This window comes from Achromobacter deleyi (genome assembly GCF_013116765.2).
Taxonomy (GTDB): Bacteria; Pseudomonadota; Gammaproteobacteria; order Burkholderiales; family Burkholderiaceae_B; genus Achromobacter; species Achromobacter deleyi_A.
Genome location: NZ_CP074375.1, coordinates 884,400 through 901,878 on the forward strand (window position 1 = coordinate 884,400; position 17,479 = coordinate 901,878).

At 66.2% G+C, this 17,479-nt stretch carries 9 protein-coding genes; 7 read left to right on the top strand and 2 right to left on the bottom strand.

What is annotated here, in order from left to right; all coding sequences use genetic code 11:
- The first annotated feature begins 70 nt into the window (after window positions 1-70).
- A complete protein-coding gene (locus HLG70_RS04095; RefSeq protein ID WP_234103379.1) occupies window positions 71-550 on the top strand; it encodes a bleomycin resistance protein in 480 nt (159 codons plus the stop codon).
- 225 nt (window positions 551-775) lie between these two features.
- Here the strand turns inward: HLG70_RS04095 and HLG70_RS04100 are convergent, their stop codons facing one another.
- Complete coding sequence (locus HLG70_RS04100; protein WP_171663832.1) at window positions 776-1,624, bottom strand: class I SAM-dependent methyltransferase; 849 nt, start codon at window positions 1,622-1,624, stop codon at window positions 776-778.
- Window positions 1,625-1,761: 137 nt separating this feature from the next.
- Between HLG70_RS04100 and HLG70_RS04105 the strand changes: the two genes are divergently transcribed.
- On the top strand, window positions 1,762-3,840 hold the full coding sequence (locus HLG70_RS04105) for a transcriptional regulator (protein WP_234103380.1): 2,079 nt from the start codon (window positions 1,762-1,764) through the stop codon (window positions 3,838-3,840).
- Window positions 3,841-3,969: 129 nt separating this feature from the next.
- Here the strand turns inward: HLG70_RS04105 and HLG70_RS04110 are convergent, their stop codons facing one another.
- Window positions 3,970-11,028, bottom strand: a complete 7,059-nt coding sequence (locus HLG70_RS04110; protein WP_171663830.1) for an autotransporter outer membrane beta-barrel domain-containing protein — start codon at window positions 11,026-11,028, stop codon at window positions 3,970-3,972.
- Between the two features lie 203 nt (window positions 11,029-11,231).
- On the opposite strand from HLG70_RS04110, the gene HLG70_RS04115 reads away from it, so the two are divergent.
- From HLG70_RS04115 to HLG70_RS04135, 5 genes are all read left to right on the top strand, one after another.
- A complete protein-coding gene (locus HLG70_RS04115; RefSeq protein ID WP_171663829.1) occupies window positions 11,232-12,011 on the top strand; it encodes a response regulator in 780 nt (259 codons plus the stop codon).
- Window positions 12,012-12,222: 211 nt separating this feature from the next.
- The gene (locus tag HLG70_RS04120) at window positions 12,223-14,037 is read left to right on the top strand and encodes a sensor histidine kinase (protein WP_234103381.1); all 1,815 of its coding nucleotides are present in this window, start codon (window positions 12,223-12,225) and stop codon (window positions 14,035-14,037) included.
- Window positions 14,038-14,195: 158 nt separating this feature from the next.
- Complete coding sequence (locus HLG70_RS04125; RefSeq protein WP_171663827.1) at window positions 14,196-14,651, top strand: MarR family winged helix-turn-helix transcriptional regulator; 456 nt, start codon at window positions 14,196-14,198, stop codon at window positions 14,649-14,651.
- A 75-nt stretch (window positions 14,652-14,726) separates the two neighbouring features.
- On the top strand, window positions 14,727-16,217 hold the full coding sequence (locus tag HLG70_RS04130) for an efflux transporter outer membrane subunit (RefSeq protein ID WP_171663826.1): 1,491 nt from the start codon (window positions 14,727-14,729) through the stop codon (window positions 16,215-16,217).
- Window positions 16,214-17,452, top strand: coding sequence for an efflux RND transporter periplasmic adaptor subunit (locus HLG70_RS04135; RefSeq protein WP_326491137.1), 1,239 nt, complete (start codon window positions 16,214-16,216; stop codon window positions 17,450-17,452). Before HLG70_RS04130 ends, HLG70_RS04135 begins: the two co-directional genes overlap by 4 nt.
- The last annotated feature ends 27 nt before the right edge of the window (window positions 17,453-17,479 follow it).

The following is a 17,479-nucleotide window of genomic DNA, read 5'->3' on the forward strand; positions in this document are numbered from 1 at the left end:
CGCGCCTTGGCTGACAATGGGCTGACTCCTGTAGCATCTCGGCGGGCGTAACCGTCGGCCACGGAACTGCATGAATGCCTGCAAAATTGGGATCTTCGAAATGAACCAACAAGAACGAAACGGCGCTTCCTCCGAAGGAAGGACGCCCACCGGGGGCTTTGCGGCAATGGTCCCCGAACTGGATGTATCCAGCCTGGATGCCAGCCTGGACTTCTGGTGCCGGCTGCTCGGCTTCGAGATCGCCTACGCGCGGCGGGATGCGGGGTTCGCCTATCTTGAGCGCGGTCCGCTACAGATCATGCTGTGCGAAATCAACGCTGATTGGGAGACCGGCCCGCTCGAACGGCCTTTTGGAAGAGGCATCAATTTCCAGATGCAGGTGGCAAGCGTGGAACCCATCGCCGCGGCGCTGGAAAGCGCGAATTGGCCGCTGTTTCGTCCCATCGAGCAAAAGCGCTACCGGGTGGGCTCGGACTGGGCGGCAATTAAGGAGTTCCTGGTGCAGGATCCGGATGGCTACCTGCTGAGGTTCGCGGCCGATGCGAAGTAGCGAGCCCGCACTAGTGCCTTAGCACGGGCGTATGATTTCGCGTATGGGTACCAGCCCAGGCCGGCAGTGGTGGACATTCCATTGCCAACCCTATCGTATGGTTGCTTAACATCGGTCGCCCGGGCCATCAGCGGACGACCGTGAAGGCGTCACGCCATGGATCACTTCCTGTCTGCTGTCCGCATGGATGGCCCGGACTCTCGGAGGGCTAGGATCAAGGCCCGGTCACCGGCGGGTGACCACGATTTCGAGATACTCGCTGGGCACCACCATCGCGGCATCGCCGGAGCGATTGAACCGGTCGATCTGCGCCATCAGATCGCTGGTCAGCGCCGCTTGCGCCGCGGGTTCCAGCGCGCCAAACGCCTTGAGCAGCGGGCCGTAGTAGGTCTTGAAGACCTGCAGCCAGTGCTCGGGCGAGCGATACCGGAACACGAAATGGCGGGATTCGGTCTTGATCGAGGACGCTTGTGCCCCGAACATTTCCTCGATGCGCGCTTTCGTGCCCCACAGCGCCGGCGACTTGACGCCGGCAGGCGGCGGCAGATGCTTGCCTATGGTCTTGAACACCTGGCCGATGAAGCCGTCCGGCGTCCAGTTGGCCAGGCCGATCTTGCCGCCGGGCCGGCACACGCGGATCAGTTCGGCTGCCGCCTTGTCCTGGTCGGGTGTGAACATGACCCCGAAGGTCGACATGACGGCGTCGAAGCCGGCATCCGGGAACGGCAGCGCTTCGGCGTCCGCTTCCTGGAACTCGATCTTCAGCCGTTCGGCGGCGGCGCGCTCGCGGGCGCGTCCGAGCAGCGCGGGTACGTAGTCGGTCGAAACGACATCGCACCAGCGGCGTGCGGCAGCCAGCGAGGCATTGCCGTTGCCGGCGGCGACATCAAGCACCTTTTGTCCGGCACGGACATCGAGGGATTCGCACAGCTGTTCTCCTACGATCTGCAGCGTCGTGCCGACAACGGCATAGTCCCCGGAAGACCAGGTGCCCTGCTGGCGGGTCTTCAAGGCGGCCAGGTCGGGCTGTGCGGTATCACGCACTGGACTGGTGGCGAGGGTGGAAGTGGACATGGTCTGTCTCCATTAGAGCGGTGTGCATGCGGCGGCGGGTGCCGCCCGCAAATCGAGGAATCGCAACCAACGCCGTGCAGGTATGCACGTGCCGTGCTCCTCGATGTCAACGATAAGAACCGGCCGTGGAGGCGAGCGTGGTAGCCCGCGTGGAATCCGCTGTGGAATCCGGCGGGCCGGGCCGCGACAGGCCGGGCCGCGACGGGCCGGTCAACTCTGTCCCCGAGGCCGCAGTCCAGGTGCGGATGCTCGGTCCCTTGACGATTACCCGGGCCGGCGCCGTCCTGGCGTTGCCGCCTTCCCGCAAGCTGCGTGGGCTCATCGCCTATCTGGCGCTTGCCCCGCACGCCGTCATGCGCGCGCATCTTTGCGAGCTGCTGTGGGACATTCCGAACGATCCGCGCGGCGAGCTGCGCTGGTGCCTCAGCAAGGCCAGGGCCCTGCTCGACGAGCCCGACCGCCGCAGGATAGAAACGGCGCAGGACATGGTGAGGCTGGACCTGGGCGACTGCCACGTCGATGTCATCGAGATCGGCCAGGCGATGCAGCAGGGCATCGACAGGGCGGACCTTGAGCGGCTGCGCGCGCTGTCGGCGCTGTTCGTCGGCGACTTTCTCGAAGGGCTGGAGATCGGACGCAGCCCGTTCTTCAACAACTGGCTGACGGCGCAGCGGCGGCGCCTGAGAGCCTGCCATGCCGCGGTGCTGGAGTATCTGGTCGCAGGCCTGCCGGCTGGTTCCCAGGAAAGTTTCGCCTGCCTGGACAAGTGGCTCCAGCTCGCTCCGTTTGACCGGCGTGCGCACGAGCTGGTGCTGGACTCGCTGGGATACCGCGGCCAGTGGCGCGAAGGCGAAGAGCACCTGGCGGCGGCCGTGCGCGCGTTCGAGGCCGAAGGACTGGACTGGCGACCCCTGCGCGAGGCGTGGCGCGATGTTCGAACCCGGCGGGCCAGCCATCCGCAAAGAGCCGGAGACGCCGGCGCGGAGCGGACGCTGCTGGTCAGCCCGCCGGAGAGCACGGTGGAGCGGGCAGGCCGCGCCTCGATCGCGGTGATGCCGTTCGTCGACCGGTCGGCGCAGGCGGGCGTCCGCGGAGGACTGGCGGACGGCCTGGCCTACGACATCATCGCCCGGCTGGCGAAGCTGCGCAGCCTGTTCGTCATCGCGCAGGGTACCGTTTTTGCCCTTGACCAGCGTAGCGTGGGGCCGGAGGAGGCGGGCCGGACGCTCAATGTCGATTATGTGGTCAGCGGATCGCTGCGTCGCCAGGAAAAGCGCGTCGTCGTGGATGTCGAACTGGTCGAGTCCAGAACCGCCCGCATCGTGTGGGCGGACGTCTTCGATCACAAGCTGGACGATGCCTTTCTCGCCCTGGACGAGATCGGCAACCGGATCGTGGCGTCGATCGAGATCGAGATCGAGGCCGCCGAGCGCAACCGGGCCATACTCAGGCCGCCGAATTCGCTGGATGCCTGGCAGGCCCATCACCGCGGCCTTTGGCACATGTACCGCTTCAACCGGGCCGACAATGAGCAGGCGCGGCACTTCTTCGAGATGGCGGTGCGGCTGGACCCGACGTTTTCACGGGCCTATGCGGGCCTGTCTTTTACCCATTGGCAGAACGCGTTCCAGCGCTGGGGCGAGCAGGTGCCCGCCATCGACCTGGCCTTCGAAACAGCCGGGCAGGGCCTGATCGCCGATGACCGCGACCCGGCCGCGCATTGGGCCATGGGCCGGGCGCTGTGGCTGCGCGGCCAGCAAGACCAGTCGCTGACGGAATTGCGCAGCGCGGTGGACCTGAGCCCGAACTTCGCCCTGGGCCACTACACGCTCGGGTTCGTCAACTGCCAGTCGGGCGACGCCGAGGCAGCTATCGGGTCGTCCGACCATTCGCGCCATCTCAGTCCCTTCGACCCGCTGCTGTTCGGCATGCTGGCGGTACGGGCAATTGCGCTGGTGCGACTGGGTCACCCCGAGGAAGCCGCGGACTGGGCGGTCAAGGCGGCTGCGCGTCCCAACGCCCACGTGCATATCCTGGCGATCGCGGCCTGCTGTCTTGCGATGGCCGGCAGGGAGGACGAGGCGTCCGGCTTCCTGGCCTCGATCCGCAAGGCGGTTCCGTCATATCGCGTGGACGACTTTCTGGCGGCATTCCACCTTGCCGCGGATGCCGAGGCCTTGTTCCGGGAGGGGGCCCGGCGGGTCGGGCTGGGCTGAGACACACGGGCTGCCGCGCATCGCGAAAGGGCTCAGGCCTATTGCTCGCAGCGCTTGGATTTGCCACTTTGCTCGTCCGCAAGCCGCAACGTGAAGGTTTACATACCGTTAAGGCCGTGCGCCTGCCCCCTAGAACCGATAAGCCACCTTCAGCGATCCCGAATGGCTGTTGCCCCGGGACGCGAACTCGCCGTCGTACTGCAGCCTGAAGTCCAGCCTATTGGCGTGCGTGACCTGCAAGCCCGCGCCGATGCGTCCGACCACATTGTCGGTGGGCATTGTGGTAGTGAAGCTACCCGCGCTGTCATAGGCGCCTGTGAGTGTGGACTTGGTTTTCCAGCCATCCTCCGAAAGCAGAGACACGCCTGCGTAGGCAAAGGGCCGCAACACGGCTCCTTGCGGTAGTTCGCTGCGTCCGCCGACTTCCAGCGTGGGGGCAAGGCCGAAGACCATCTGATCGCTGCTGGCGACCTTCAGATGCAGGGCGTCACCCGACTCCTCATAGCTCGACATCCGTGAGTAAGTCGCGTCCAGATCCATATAAGGTTTCACGTAGACGTTGCCGTCGGTAAAGGTCCTGGCCACGCGTATGCGCGCGCCAAAGCTATACACATCGGGCTTGCTCGTCGCTTGCGATTCGAAATTGGGAATCGCGAGATTGCGATTCAGGTCATACGACCCATAGCTTCCGCCCAGCGCTCCCGATATCGTCCAGGGTCCGGCTTCGCGCTTGAGTACCAGGCCGGCATACCCGGTGTCGCCGGAACCGGTGACACGGTGATCGTCGCCACGGAGACGCGAGTTCTGATAGGCGAATGAGCCGCCCAGATACCAGTCCGGCGCAATCCGCCGCTGGCCGCCCAGCTGGTACGTGACGCTGTCCAGTGAGAATCCCGATGAGCCGTTGCCGCCGTCCTGATTCGTATTGCGCCCTGTGATCTGCCCCCATACGCAATCTTGCTCCTTGGTCATCGGACCGTCCGCCACGAACGTCGGGCAGGACATCATCGCGCCGGTGAAGCGCGCCATGCCCAGTTGCATTTGCGCGGCGGGCGCCAGCGCGACGCCGGGCGACAGGTCCGACAGGCGATTCTGGTACGACCCAGCCCCTTGGCGCGAGGCCGTGTCCAGCACCGCGTACAGTTTGGCAAGCTCGGCGGATCCGCCTTGATCCCAGTCACGTTGCAAGTGGCTCGCCAGGTTCGTCGCGTTGCGCTTCAACTGCATCGAATCCGCGTTGAAGTTGGCGCCGACAGAGCGCACGTGGGTCGTGCCGCCATCCTGGCGCGTTTCGTAGTCGACCACAGGGGAATCCGATGCGGCCAGGGCGCCGGACTGGACACCATTGACGTTCATTACGGCCAACTCCCGATTGGGCAACAGCGCGAGCGGCGCTACGAGCAACTTGCCATCCAGGGTGCCCGGGCCGTTGATAGTGAGGAAGTCGGATGCCATCTTGTCGAAGTCCGCCCCCACCTTTAGGGTGCCCTGCGCGGATTGCATGTAAGTCGTGTTGAATGTCGTCGAGACGAAACGGGTACGGTCATAGCCCCAGTAAGTGCCTTCCCGTCCGCCCAGCGCAACCAAGCCGTTGTTCTGCAGCGATGCCCCTACGTATTCCGGGCCGGACGAAAAGGTGCCGGTATTCGTCATCGAGCCGCCGTTCTGGTAGACGCTTCCCATCAACAGGCCGGCGTTGTTGATATTCAGCAGGCCGGTGGTGGCCCAGACCGCGGTGTCGGCGGATACCGAGCCGGTGCTCGCGATGGTCATCATGCTATCGGCCGCGCTGTCCGTCCATATGGCGGTTGCTGCGGCGGTGGCGGATCCGCCTGTGACGCTGCCGTCGATGTTGAGGGTCACACCGTTTCCATTCGCGTTCTGCGCGAAGATGCCGATGCCATTGACCGCGGTTGACGAGACGATCGCATTGGCGCCGACAGTGACATCGACCGTGGCGTAGCTGAGGAAATCCGAAATGCCTGATCCTGCATAGACCGTATTCCCATCCGCCGCCAGCTTCAGGCCACCGGCGCCGCTGACGCTTTGCGCCAGGATCCCGATCGCGCCGGCGCCCGTAGCGGCGATGATGCCGTTGTTGGTCACCGAGACATTGCCACCTTGCCCGTTGCCTGAGGATATGGAACCGGCTTGGCTCGCATCGACGGTGAGGGTGGGCGAGGTGCCTGGCAGGCCGACCAGGCCACCGCCTCCGCCCACCGATTGGGCGACCAGGCCATGCGCTCCGGTCCCGGTTGTCTTGATCCAGCTTTGAGCGCCAAGACTTGCGGTCACCGTGCCGCCGTCAGCCTGTGCGCCGGATTCCGGTGTGCTGCCGAAAATGCTGGTGTTGACCCCGGCGGTCACCTGTTGATTTTGCGAGTTGATCACGATCCCGCCGCCGCCGCCCACGCTTTGCGCGAGCACCCCAAAGGCGTTATTGCCCTGCGTCGTGATGCGCAGGGAGCCGTTGTCTTGCAGCGTCACGGCACCGCCGTTGCCTTCGCTCGTATTCTGGGCTTGGCCGGTCGACAGCTTGATGGCCGGAATGGGATCGTTGGCCACCGCAACCCGCACACTGGTTCCCGCACCCGCGAAGCCGCCGCCACCGCCCACCGATTGCAGTACCGTGCCGAACGCCGCTTCGCCTTGCGTGCCGATGGTCGTGATATTGGCCGGGACACCGGCAGTGGTGGAGAGGGTGACCGAGCCGCCATTGCCGGCGCCACCGCCCGATCCACCGTAGCCGATGCCGACGGCGAGGGTGCCGAAAAAGCCGTCCGAGCCGTCCGCGGCATGGCCACCGCCACCGCCCACGCTCTGCGCGTAGATGCCCGCCGCGCCGTACCCGCTGGTGGCAATCGATCCGCCATTGAGCGCCGTCGTCACACTGCCGCCGGTTGAGCCCTGGCCACCATCGCCGCCTACGCTGTAGTTGGCATTCAGGTCGACTTTCGTCAGATCGGCCCAGCCGGAGCCGGTTGCTAAGGCGCCGCCCCCTTTACCGCCGCCGCCGCCGACACTCTGGGCAAATATCCCTGCGGACCAATCGCCTGCGGTGGTGATCGTACCAGTGGGATCCAGATTCACCGTGACCGCGCCACCGGTATTGCCGGGGCCACCGGCGCCGCCAACCGATACGTCAAGATTGATGTTGAGCTGATAGTTGGATGGCGTCTCACCCAAGAGTTTCTGGTAAGCATCCTGGAGCATGTCCTTGGCGTCCACCCGTCCATCGAGGATGGACACGATTGGATTGTCCGCGGAACCATCCGACCCGGCCGATCCACCTTGCCCGCCGCCACCGCCGATGGATTGTGCCTGCACGCCCGCGGCGTCGCCGCCGTAAGTGGCGATGGCGCCGCCGACCGTCACGCCCACGGTGTTTCCCGCGCCGCCGGCCCCACCCGTCTTGCCTACTTTGACGTCGATCGACGGTGACACGTGATTCGCTATGCCAACGAAGTTATAGGAGCCGCCTTGTGACGCACCCCCGCCGCCGCCAATACTCTGCGCCAGCACGCCCATGGCGCCGGATCCCGCGGTCTGGATCTGTCCCGTGGGCAAGACCTCCACTTGAACCAGGCCCCCCTCGCCGCCGCCGGCGCCACTACCGCCCACGCCGATGCTCGCCGTCAGGATGGATCCGGTGCCGAAATCCTGTGTGTTTGCACTGCCAAAGCCGGCGTTGCCGCCTCCGCCACCGATCGATTGCGCGGTGATGCCGTTAGCATAATCGCCGTAGGTCGCGATAGTGCTGCTTGGGGTGCCGGCCGCATCGGCCATGAACGTCGCTTGCCCGCCGGATACGTTAACCAATCCCCCGAGGGCGCTCCAGACGGAATTGCCGTTGCCGCCGGCGCCGCCATCCGCACCCACGGCCACGGCCACATTGAGGGATAAGGAAAGCGCACCTTCGGGCACCGTACCGCCGTAATCCAGCGCAGCTGCCAGCGACGACGAGTCGCCGCCCGCGCCGCCGCCGCCGCCGATGCTCTGGATCAACACACCGTGCGAGCCCTGGCCCCTGGTTTCGATCTGCGCGCCTTGCGCGGCGGCAAAGGTCACGTAGTTGCCATCACCAGCGATACCACCAGTGCCGCCGACCGCGACCGAAACGGGAATCGAAACCTGTGTGCCTGCTTCAGTCACCGGGATCCCGATTGCCGCCGCCTTCGCCGTGGCATTACCGCCTAACCCGCCGCCGCCGCCTATGCTTTGGATGACGGCGCCAAACGAATCGATGGGCTGCGCGTTCGCCGCCGGGCACGGGGTGGTGCAGGTGCCGTTGACCAGCCACGAGGTCTGGCCAGTCTTGATGCTGCCGCCCGACATCTGGGAGCTGACGATGCCGCTGTTGCCGCCGGTTCCGCCTTGTCCGCCAACCGCGACGGATATCGTAGCCAGGGGGCCGACGCTGTAAGCGAACGCCTGCCCCCCCGTGCCGCCGCCACCCCCGATGGACTGGCCGACCAGGCCTGCCGCCTTGGTTCCCTGGGTGACGATATTGGAATTGTCCAGGTTCAGCACGACGGATCCGCCCGTGCCGCCGTCGCCGGCAGATGCGCCAATGGCGACCGAATGGAAAATGCCTAGGCTGCTGGCATTGCCCCCATTGCCGCCGCCACCGCCGATGGATTGGGCGACGAAACCGTGCGCGTTGTCGCCGCTGGTAGTGAGTGTCAGGTTGGTGGGCGTGCCGATCACTACGCCGCCTGAGCCGCCTTCGCCGCCGGTGCCGCCGAGGCTGATCAACCCCTGCGTAGCACCGCCCGCGCCGCCGCCGCCGCCGATGGATTGCGCCAGGACACCTATCGCGGACAGCCCCGTGGTGGTGATGGTCCCGGACGCGTTGATGTTCACGTTGTTGCCATTGGCCTTGAGCGGATTGGTGTCGGCATCGCCACCCAGCGAAACACCCAGGCCGCCGGCGCTTCCCGCCGCGCCGCCGCTGCCACCTATGGACTGCGCCAGGATGCCCATCGCCATGGTGCCGCCGGTGCCAATGGTGCCGGTGTTCGTCACGGAAATGACGCCAGACGAACCCGCGGCGCCGCCCGTGCCGCCTTTGCTGTAGAAAATGCCGTAGTCGACCGACCCGGCGCCGCCCGCGCCCGCCAGGGACTGCGCCATGATGCCTACTGCGTCCGTGCCGGCGGTCGTTATCGTGCCGGCGTTGGTTACGGTTATCGCGCCCGCCGAGCCACCGTTGCCACCACTGCCGTCGACGCCGCTCAACTGGCCGTTGCCATTGCCGCCGTTGGCGCCGGCGCCGCTGGCGGTTTGTGCCAGGATGCCGGGCGAGCCTTGCCCCTGCGTCGATATGGCCGTGTTTGCATCCGTCGATATCGTCACCGTGCCCGTCGAGCCCCCATTACCGCCGTTGCCCCCCTGGACGTCAGTCCCTGTAGCGGACGCGGCTGTGCCGCCATCATTGCCCAGGTTCTGCGCAAGGATGCCGAAGGCGTTTGCGCCCCGCGTGGAGATCGATGTTCCGGTGAGGGTCACGTTCATCGATCCGGTGGAGCCGCCGGCGCCGCCATCGCCTCCCGAACCGCCGCCGATCGTTCCGGTGAGCGTACCGCCGTCGGCCCCCTGTCCGCCTTGCAACACCGCATAGATGCCATGGGAGTCGCCCGCAATGGTGGTGATGGTAATGGGCAGGACCTTGCTGCCCGCCAACTTGACCGTCAAGCTGCCGGCATCGCCACCGCTGCCGCCATTGCCCGCGTTGCTGCTGCCGAACCCCAACGCATCGCCGCCGTAGTCGCCCCCCGCACCACCCGCAGCACCGACTTGCGAGGTCTGAATGCCCGAAGCATGGTCGCCCGTGGTGGACAAGGTGATGGGGGCGCTGGCGGTGGTGACCCATACGCCCGCGTCGCCGGCCTGACCCCCAAGGCCACCATTACGATCGTGATAACTGCCACTGTTGAAGCTGCCCCCGCCGGCGCCGCCGCGCGCTGAAACCAGCAACGCCGGCAACTGGCTGCCCGCCGTTGAAACGCTGGCGTCTGTCACGTTGATCTGCAAGGGAACCTGCGAGCCATTGATGCTGCCCGCGTTGCCGCCATTGCCGCCCAAGGTGTCATCTTCGTCGGCCAGGCCATTGCCGCCATCGCCCGCCAGGATGATGGCTGCGACGCCCGCCCCGGGGGCTGGCGGCGTGCCGCCCTGGGTGACGGTGACGTTACCGCCGCTCAGCAGGGTGACCTTGGCGCTGAGGTCGCCCGCCGCGCCGATGCCGGCCGCACCGCCATTACCAAGGCCCTTGTCAGTCGAATCGCCGCCCTTGCCCGACGTGGATTGGGCCAGGACGCCATACAGCGCGGACGAGGCGGCCGAGTTGTTGGCCCAGATCCATTTCAATGCGACGTTGCCGGAATTCGTGATCGAAGCACTGCCGCCGCCGCCGCCCATATTGGCGCCGCCGTCGTATTGATCGGCGCCATTGCCGCCGCTGCTGGACGCCAGGATGCCTGCGTAGCGTCCCGTGCCAGCGAGGTTGACGTTGATGTTTCCCGTATTGACGATGGACGCCCCCGCCGACTGGCCGCCGGCCCCGCTGGGGTTATGGTCGTCCGTGGTGCCGCTACCGGCGCCGCCCTGGCTTAGTGCGCCCACGGCCGCGCCTCCCGCTACCGTGACGTTGGAAAGATTGATGTTGACGTTGCCGTGATTGGTCACCGAAAGGATCTCGGTCAGCGACCGGCCCGCTACGCCGCCATTGCCGCCGTGATCGCCGTTGCTGCTGCTGGCGGCATTGCCGCCCTGCATCTGGGCGAAAAGCCCGTAGAGGCTGCCGTCGCTGACGATCGAACCTCCCGCGGACTGCAACGTCAGGTTGCCCGTGTTGATCACGGTCAGACCTTGTGTATCTGTACCGGTCAGCGTGCCGTCCGGATTGCCGTTGCCGCCTATCGACAAGGCCTCCAGTGCGGCCTTCGTTGAAGAACCAACCGTCACCGTGATGTCCGCGCTGGCACTTGCGTTCATGGGCGGCACGGGATTGTAGGATCCGGCTTGAAATATGACCGATTCCTGGGAAGTGCCAGACGTGTTGCAGGACAGCCCGCCGTTGTTGCCGCCGCAGTTGTACGTCTGGGCAGATGCCGCTGTACCTAAAAAGGCGCCGGCAATCGCGGCTGAGAGAGTAGTCACGCGAAGGTAAACCCGGCGGTTGGTCATGCATTCTTCCGGTTATCAAGAGAGCGTTGAGTTGGGCTGACGCAGCATAAAAACTTTGTGCGACACTGTATGTCCCTAGAACTGAGGACATGACGGAACAAGCCGATGAAGGCAGACTCCCCGTTTATGCTCGCAGGGGGGCTAATTCTAGGGATCCGATGCGCCATGTTCGAGATGAATCGAAGCCGTCCGATGATCATTTGATGCGAGAAAAAGACACTCAACAAAGGTCAGACCCGGCGGCACAACCTCCCGGCACGAACGAAGCGCTGCCGCGCGCGAGCAGCGCATCGGCAGCCAACGGGGAGCCTATACGTGTAGCGACGGTCGAAGACGACGCGGTTTGCCTGCAAGCGTTGGCGCACGCCGTGGAGACCTCGCAGGGATTAAACATGGTGTGGATGGCGGCCAACCGGCGCGAAGCGTTGTCCTTGCTGCCACGCCAGCCGCTCGACGTGCTTCTGGTGGACCTGGGCTTGCCCGATGGCTCCGGCCTGGATGTGATCACCGCGGCGCGGCAAGCCTGGCCTGATTGCGCGGTGATGGTGAGCACCATTTTTGGGGATGAGACGCACGTCCTGCGCGCCATCGAAGCGGGCGCAATGGGCTATGTGCTGAAGGACTTGAGCGCGCAGGAGCTGGTCGCCGAAATCCGCAGCCTGCATGCGGGAGGCAGCCCGATCAACCCGATGGTGGCCAGGAAGCTTCTGTTGCGACACACCGTGCAGGCGGCACCCGTCGAACCCGCCGGGGCCGTCGCCGCCCCGGCATGCGTGCCCCTTGTATCGCCTTCGGCGCGCGAAGCCGAGACGCTGCGCCTGGTCTCGCGCGGCTATACGGTGGACGAAGTCGCCAGCGCTTTGGGCGTCTCACCGCACACCGTGCAGACCTTTGTGCGGCGTATCTATACCAAGCTGCAGGTGAATTCGCGGGCCGAAGCGGTGCGCGAGGGCGCGCGACACGGATGGCTGAGTGAGGATTGAACCGTCAAGGGGGGTATGGCCTTGGGCGGCCATTCGTAATTGGGACGCTGTGCTCAAGTCAATGCTCGGCCTTTTTTTGCTCGCTGTTTGCGGATTGGCGCGAGCCCAGTCGCCCGTGCTCCATATCACCGAAGCGCAGATATGGTCGTCATCGAGCGCGACCTGGATGCAGCCGGCTTCGATGGTTGAACTGGACGCCGGGGACAGCGCCATGAACGCCGCCGACACCGACTGGCAGCCGATACGTCTGCCGCATGCCCGGCCGCGAGCGCCGTGGCCGCGACCTGTGCAGGGAGCGGCGGACCGTGCCGAGGTGCAGTGGTACCGCATGCACATTCCTGCCACGGCCTTCACGACGCCGCAGTTGCGGCTATATGCCCCACGCTGGCAGGCAACCGGCACGCTGGCGGTATACGTGAACGGACAGCGCGCCTGGCAATCGCGTGGCGACCGCGCCTGGAACAATTTCAATCATCCTTTATGGGTGGATCTGGGCGGCCTGTTGCACCCGGGCAAGGATGCATGGGTGTACGTGCGCATGGCCAACCAGCCGAATACGGGCGGCGCGCTCTCGTCGATGTGGGTCGGATCGACTGCCGACTTGCTGCCGTCCTGGCGCTGGCGCACTTTTCTGCAGACGGCGCTGCCAACCTATTGGCGTGGCTCTTTCCTGCTGCTGGGATTCTTTGCCTTGGGCATCGCCGTCTGGCTGCGCTTGAACCGCCGTCGCGATACCAGCCTGGCGCCGGCCGGCGGGGCGTGGCCGTTCGCGCTTTTCTTCTGCGTGGCGGTCGCGCAGGCGCTGGCAGCCTTGCTGTTCCTGGTGGACGACGCGGGCCTGGCCATGAGCTTCGCCTGGTTCTCCTGGATGACGTTGGTGGGCATGGTCACCGTACCGGTCTGCGGGTTTCACTTCCTTGGCATGGTGCAGAATCGTCCGCGCCCGCGCTTGGGCCGCGTCCTGGTGGTGTACTGGGCCATCGTCGTAGTGGCGACGTTGCCCTCTTGGTGGACGGAGCATCCTGGGATTCTGGCAGTGCAACGCCTGGCGATTCTGCCGCCGGCCCTGGCGCAGATCTATGCAGCGATGGCCAACGCCTGGCATGAACGCAGCCGCGCCAATGTGCTGCTGGCTGCATGGGGGCCCGTGTCGCTGCTGATGGCGTGGCATGACCTGCGCATGCAGAGCTACAAGGGGGACATGGAAGGCATTTACCTGACGCCTTATGTGAATCTGGGCTTGCTCACCCTGTTCGTGTATGTCGCGTTCACGCGCTACACCCGTGCGCTGGCGGTGGCTGCGCGCGCCCGCGCCGTACTGGCCGAGCAACTGGCCGCACAGGAGCGCGAACTGGTCCAGGCGCATGAGCGCCTGCGCGTCGCCGAGCGCCAGCAGACACTATTGAACGAGCGTCAACGCCTGATGAGCGAGATGCATGATGGCGTGGGGTCTTCTCTGATGAGCGCGCTGCGTCAGGTGGAGTTGGGGCGCACGCCTCTCGACATTGGTCAGGTTCTGCGGGAATGCATCGACGATCTGAAGATCGCCATCGATTCCTTGGAAAGCACCGATGCCGACCTGTTGGCCTTGTTGGGGGCCCTGCGCTTTCGATTGGGGCCGAGGTTGACCGGGGCAGGGATCGTGCTGCGTTGGCGGATGAGCGACCTGCCGCCGCTGCAGTGGCTAGAGGCGCAAAGCGCCCTGCATGTGCTGCGTATCCTGCAGGAGGTGCTAACCAATATCGTCAAGCACAGCGATGCGACGGATATCACCGTGACCACCGCCGAAGCGAAGGCGGCTGCGAGTGGCGCGGGTGAGATCGGCGTGTGGGTGTGCGTGCAAGACAATGGCCGACCGTTCATGCCACCGCCGCCGGAGGTGGCATTGCCGGGGCGGCGGGGCGTGGCCAATATACGCAATCGCGTGGCGGTACTGGGCGCGCGGTGCGCTTGGCAGCCACTGTCTGGCGGCACCCTGTTCAAGTTGTGGCTGCCCGTGTCCCAGCAAGGCCCCGGTCGGATCTGAATTACCTGGGACGTTTACCGCTACGCGCCGCCAGAACCACGGGCCTGCTGCTCAGCTCCAGCTTGAAGGAGCTCCGGCGGCGGAATATGCTTGCTAAGTAGCTGCCTAGGCAGTTAATATTCAGCCATTGATTCCCACCGGCATGCGCCAAGGCCATCATGAGCAATGCTGCACCTTCCGTGCTGGATGAATTTTGCACCGGCGAGCTTGGCTTCATGGTGACTTCGGTGCGCAACGGCATCCACGAGGCTCTGGAGCGCGAACTGGCGCCCCTGCAGATCACCGTGCAGCAGTATGTGGTGCTGAACTGCCTGGTCAAAGGGTGGGGCCGCACGCTCAGCGATTTCTGCCGCGTGCTGGCCTATGACTCCGGCGCCATGACCCGCCTGCTGGACCGCATCGCCGCCAAGGGATTCATCCGCCGCGTGGAAAACGAAGCGGACCGCCGCAGCTCGTTGATCGAACTCACCGAGCAAGGGCAGGCCGCCTTCCCGCAAGCGCGCCAGGCAACCGAGGTGGCGTTTCGCCGGCTGCTGTCCGGGTTCTCGGATGAGGACGCCGAAACGCTGCACAAGCTGCTGTCGCGCATCCTGATGAACGCGAGGGCGGGCTGATACTTCAGTCCGCATTTTTTTTGATCATTTATCTGCCTAGGCATATACAGCCTGGGCATAAAGATAGGCACTCCCATGCAAGCCCCGTTTCGACAAGCCAGACATCCCGCCCGCCCGATAGGCGGCTTCAGCCTGATGCTGGCGGCGCTGCTGCTGGCCGGCTGCGCAAGCACGGGCGGGCTGCAGACGCAGTCCCGGCTGGGCAGCGCCAACGCGCTGGCGACCAGCGAGTCGCTGGTAGGCGCGGCGGTGACGCCCGCCGCCTGGCCGACGCAGTCATGGTGGGAGACCTTTGGCGATGCGCAACTGAACCAGCTGGTGCAGGCCGCGCTGGCCGAACAGCCCAGCCTGCGGGTGGCGGCGGCCCGGGTGCGCCAGGCCGATGCGCTGGCCGGCGTGGCGGGAGCGGCCTTGTCGCCGCAAGGCAACCTGAATGCCCGCGCGACGCGTCAGCGTTTCAGCGAGAACAGCACCACGCCCCAGCCGCTGGCCGGTTCCTGGGATTGGACGGGCGAGTTGCAGGCGGGCATAGGCTACGAGATCGACTTCTGGGGCAAGAACCAGGCGGCGCTGGACGCCGCGCTGCAGCGCGCCCAGGCCGCCGAGGTGGACCAGCACGCCGCCGAGCTGATGCTGACGACCTCGCTGGTGCGCGCCTACCTGAAGCTCGATGCCGCCTACCTGCTGCGCGATCTTGCCGAGCAGACGCTGCGCCAGCGCGAGACTACGCTGCAGCTGACGCAAAGCCGCGTCGCCGCGCAGCTGGATTCCCGGTTGGACATGAAACAGGCCGAAGCCGCGCTGCCCGCGACCCGCGAGAGGATCGCGGCCCTGAACGAGCAGATCGCGCTGACGCGGAACCAGGTGGCGGCGCTGGTCGGCCGCGGCCCCGATGCGGGCGTCCAGGTGCACCGGCCGGCATTGCAGGGGGGATACACCGTGGCGATTCCCACGACGGTTCCGGCCGATCTGATTGGCCGCCGGCCCGACGTGGTGGCGCAGCGCTGGCGCGTCGAGGCCGCCAGCCGGGATATCAAGGTGGCTCGCGCGCAGTTCTATCCCAATGTCAGCCTGACGGGCTTTGCCGGCGTGCAAAGCCTGGGCCTGTCGGATCTGCTGGATGCCGGCAGCCGCGTGCTGGGCATCGGCCCGGCGATTTCGCTGCCGGTCTTCGACGGCGGGCGGCTGCGCGGCAACCTGGGCGCGCGCCAGGCCGAATATGACGTGGCGGTGGAGCAATACAACGGCACGCTGGTCACGGCGCTGCATGACGTGGTCGACCAGCTCGTGTCGCTGCATTGGCAGGCCGAACGGTCCACCCAGCAGCAGCAGGCCTTGCGCCTGACGCAAGAGGCCTACGACATGGCGACGGCACGCTATCGCAACGGCGTGGGCAGCTATCTGCAGGTGTTGTCGGCCGAAGCGCAGGTGTTGCAGCAAAAGCAGCTGCTGATTGAACTGGACACGCGCGGACGCGCCTTGCACCTGGAGCTGATCCGGGCGTTGGGCGGCGGCTACGCGCCCCAGGCCGCCCTCGCGCCACAACCCGCCGGGAGCGTCTCATGAACCAGACCGGTCCCGCCCGTTCCCAACCTGTTGACGCCACCCCCGACCTCGCCCCGCCCGCCATGAAGACCGAAGCCCCCGCCATGAATTCAACGTCCACCCATTCCCGCCCGCGTGGCGGCCTAGTGAGGAAAGCCGCCGTCGGCGGCGCGGCCGTGCTGGCCGTGGCGGTGCTGGCGGGCGCCTATGCCGAATACTCCGACGGCCGCTGGGTGTCCACCGAGGACGCCTACGTGGAAGGCAATGTGGTGCAGGTGACGCCGCAGGTGGGCGGCGTGGTGACGGCGATCCGCGCCGACAATACCGACGTGGTCAAGCCGGGCGCCATCCTGGTGGAGATGAACGGCGTGGACGCGCAGCTGGCGCTGGATGCCGCCCGCGCGCAATTGGCGCGCAGTGTGCGGCAGGTGCGCGGCCAGTTCGCGATGGCCGGACAGGACGGCGCCAATGTGGAGCTGCGCAAGGTGGATCTGGCGCGCGCCCAGGAAGACGCGGCGCGCCGGTCGGCGCTGGCGAAGATAGGCGCGATCCCTGGCGAGGAACTGATCCATGCGCAGCAGACGGTGCGCACCGCGCGCGCCGCGCTGAATGTCGCCGCCGAGCAGCTCAAGCGCAACCATGCGCTGATCGACGGCACCACGGTCGAATCCCACCCCGATGTGCTGGCCGCGGCCGTGCAGCTGCGCAATGCCAGCGTGGCGCTGGCCCGCACGCGGGTTCCGGCGCCGGTGGGCGGCGTGGTCACCAAGCGCGGCGTCCAGGTCGGGCAGCGCGTCGCCGCCGGCGCGCCGCTCATGTCGGTGGTGCCGCTGGATCATCTCTGGGTCACCGCCAACCTGAAGGAATCGCAGCTGCGCCATGTGCGCATCGGTCAGCCGGTCAGGCTGACGACCGACCTCTATGGCGGCGGCGTGGTGTATCACGGCCGCGTGCTGGGCCAGGACGCGGGCACCGGCAGCGCGTTCTCGCTGTTGCCGGCGCAGAACGCCACGGGCAACTGGATCAAGGTGGTGCAGCGCGTACCGGTGCGCATTGCCCTGGACCCCGCCGAAGTCGCCGCGCAGCCTTTGCAGCTGGGCCTGTCGATGCGGGTGGAAGTGGACACCCAGGCGCGCGACGGCAAGCGCCTGGTCGCGGCGCAAGGGCAGGCGCAGGCCTATACGACGGCGGTGTATGCCGACGAGCTGGCCCAGGCCGACGCGCAGGTGCGCGCGATCATCGACGCGAATCTCTGATCCACCCAGCGACGCCCGGAACCCCTC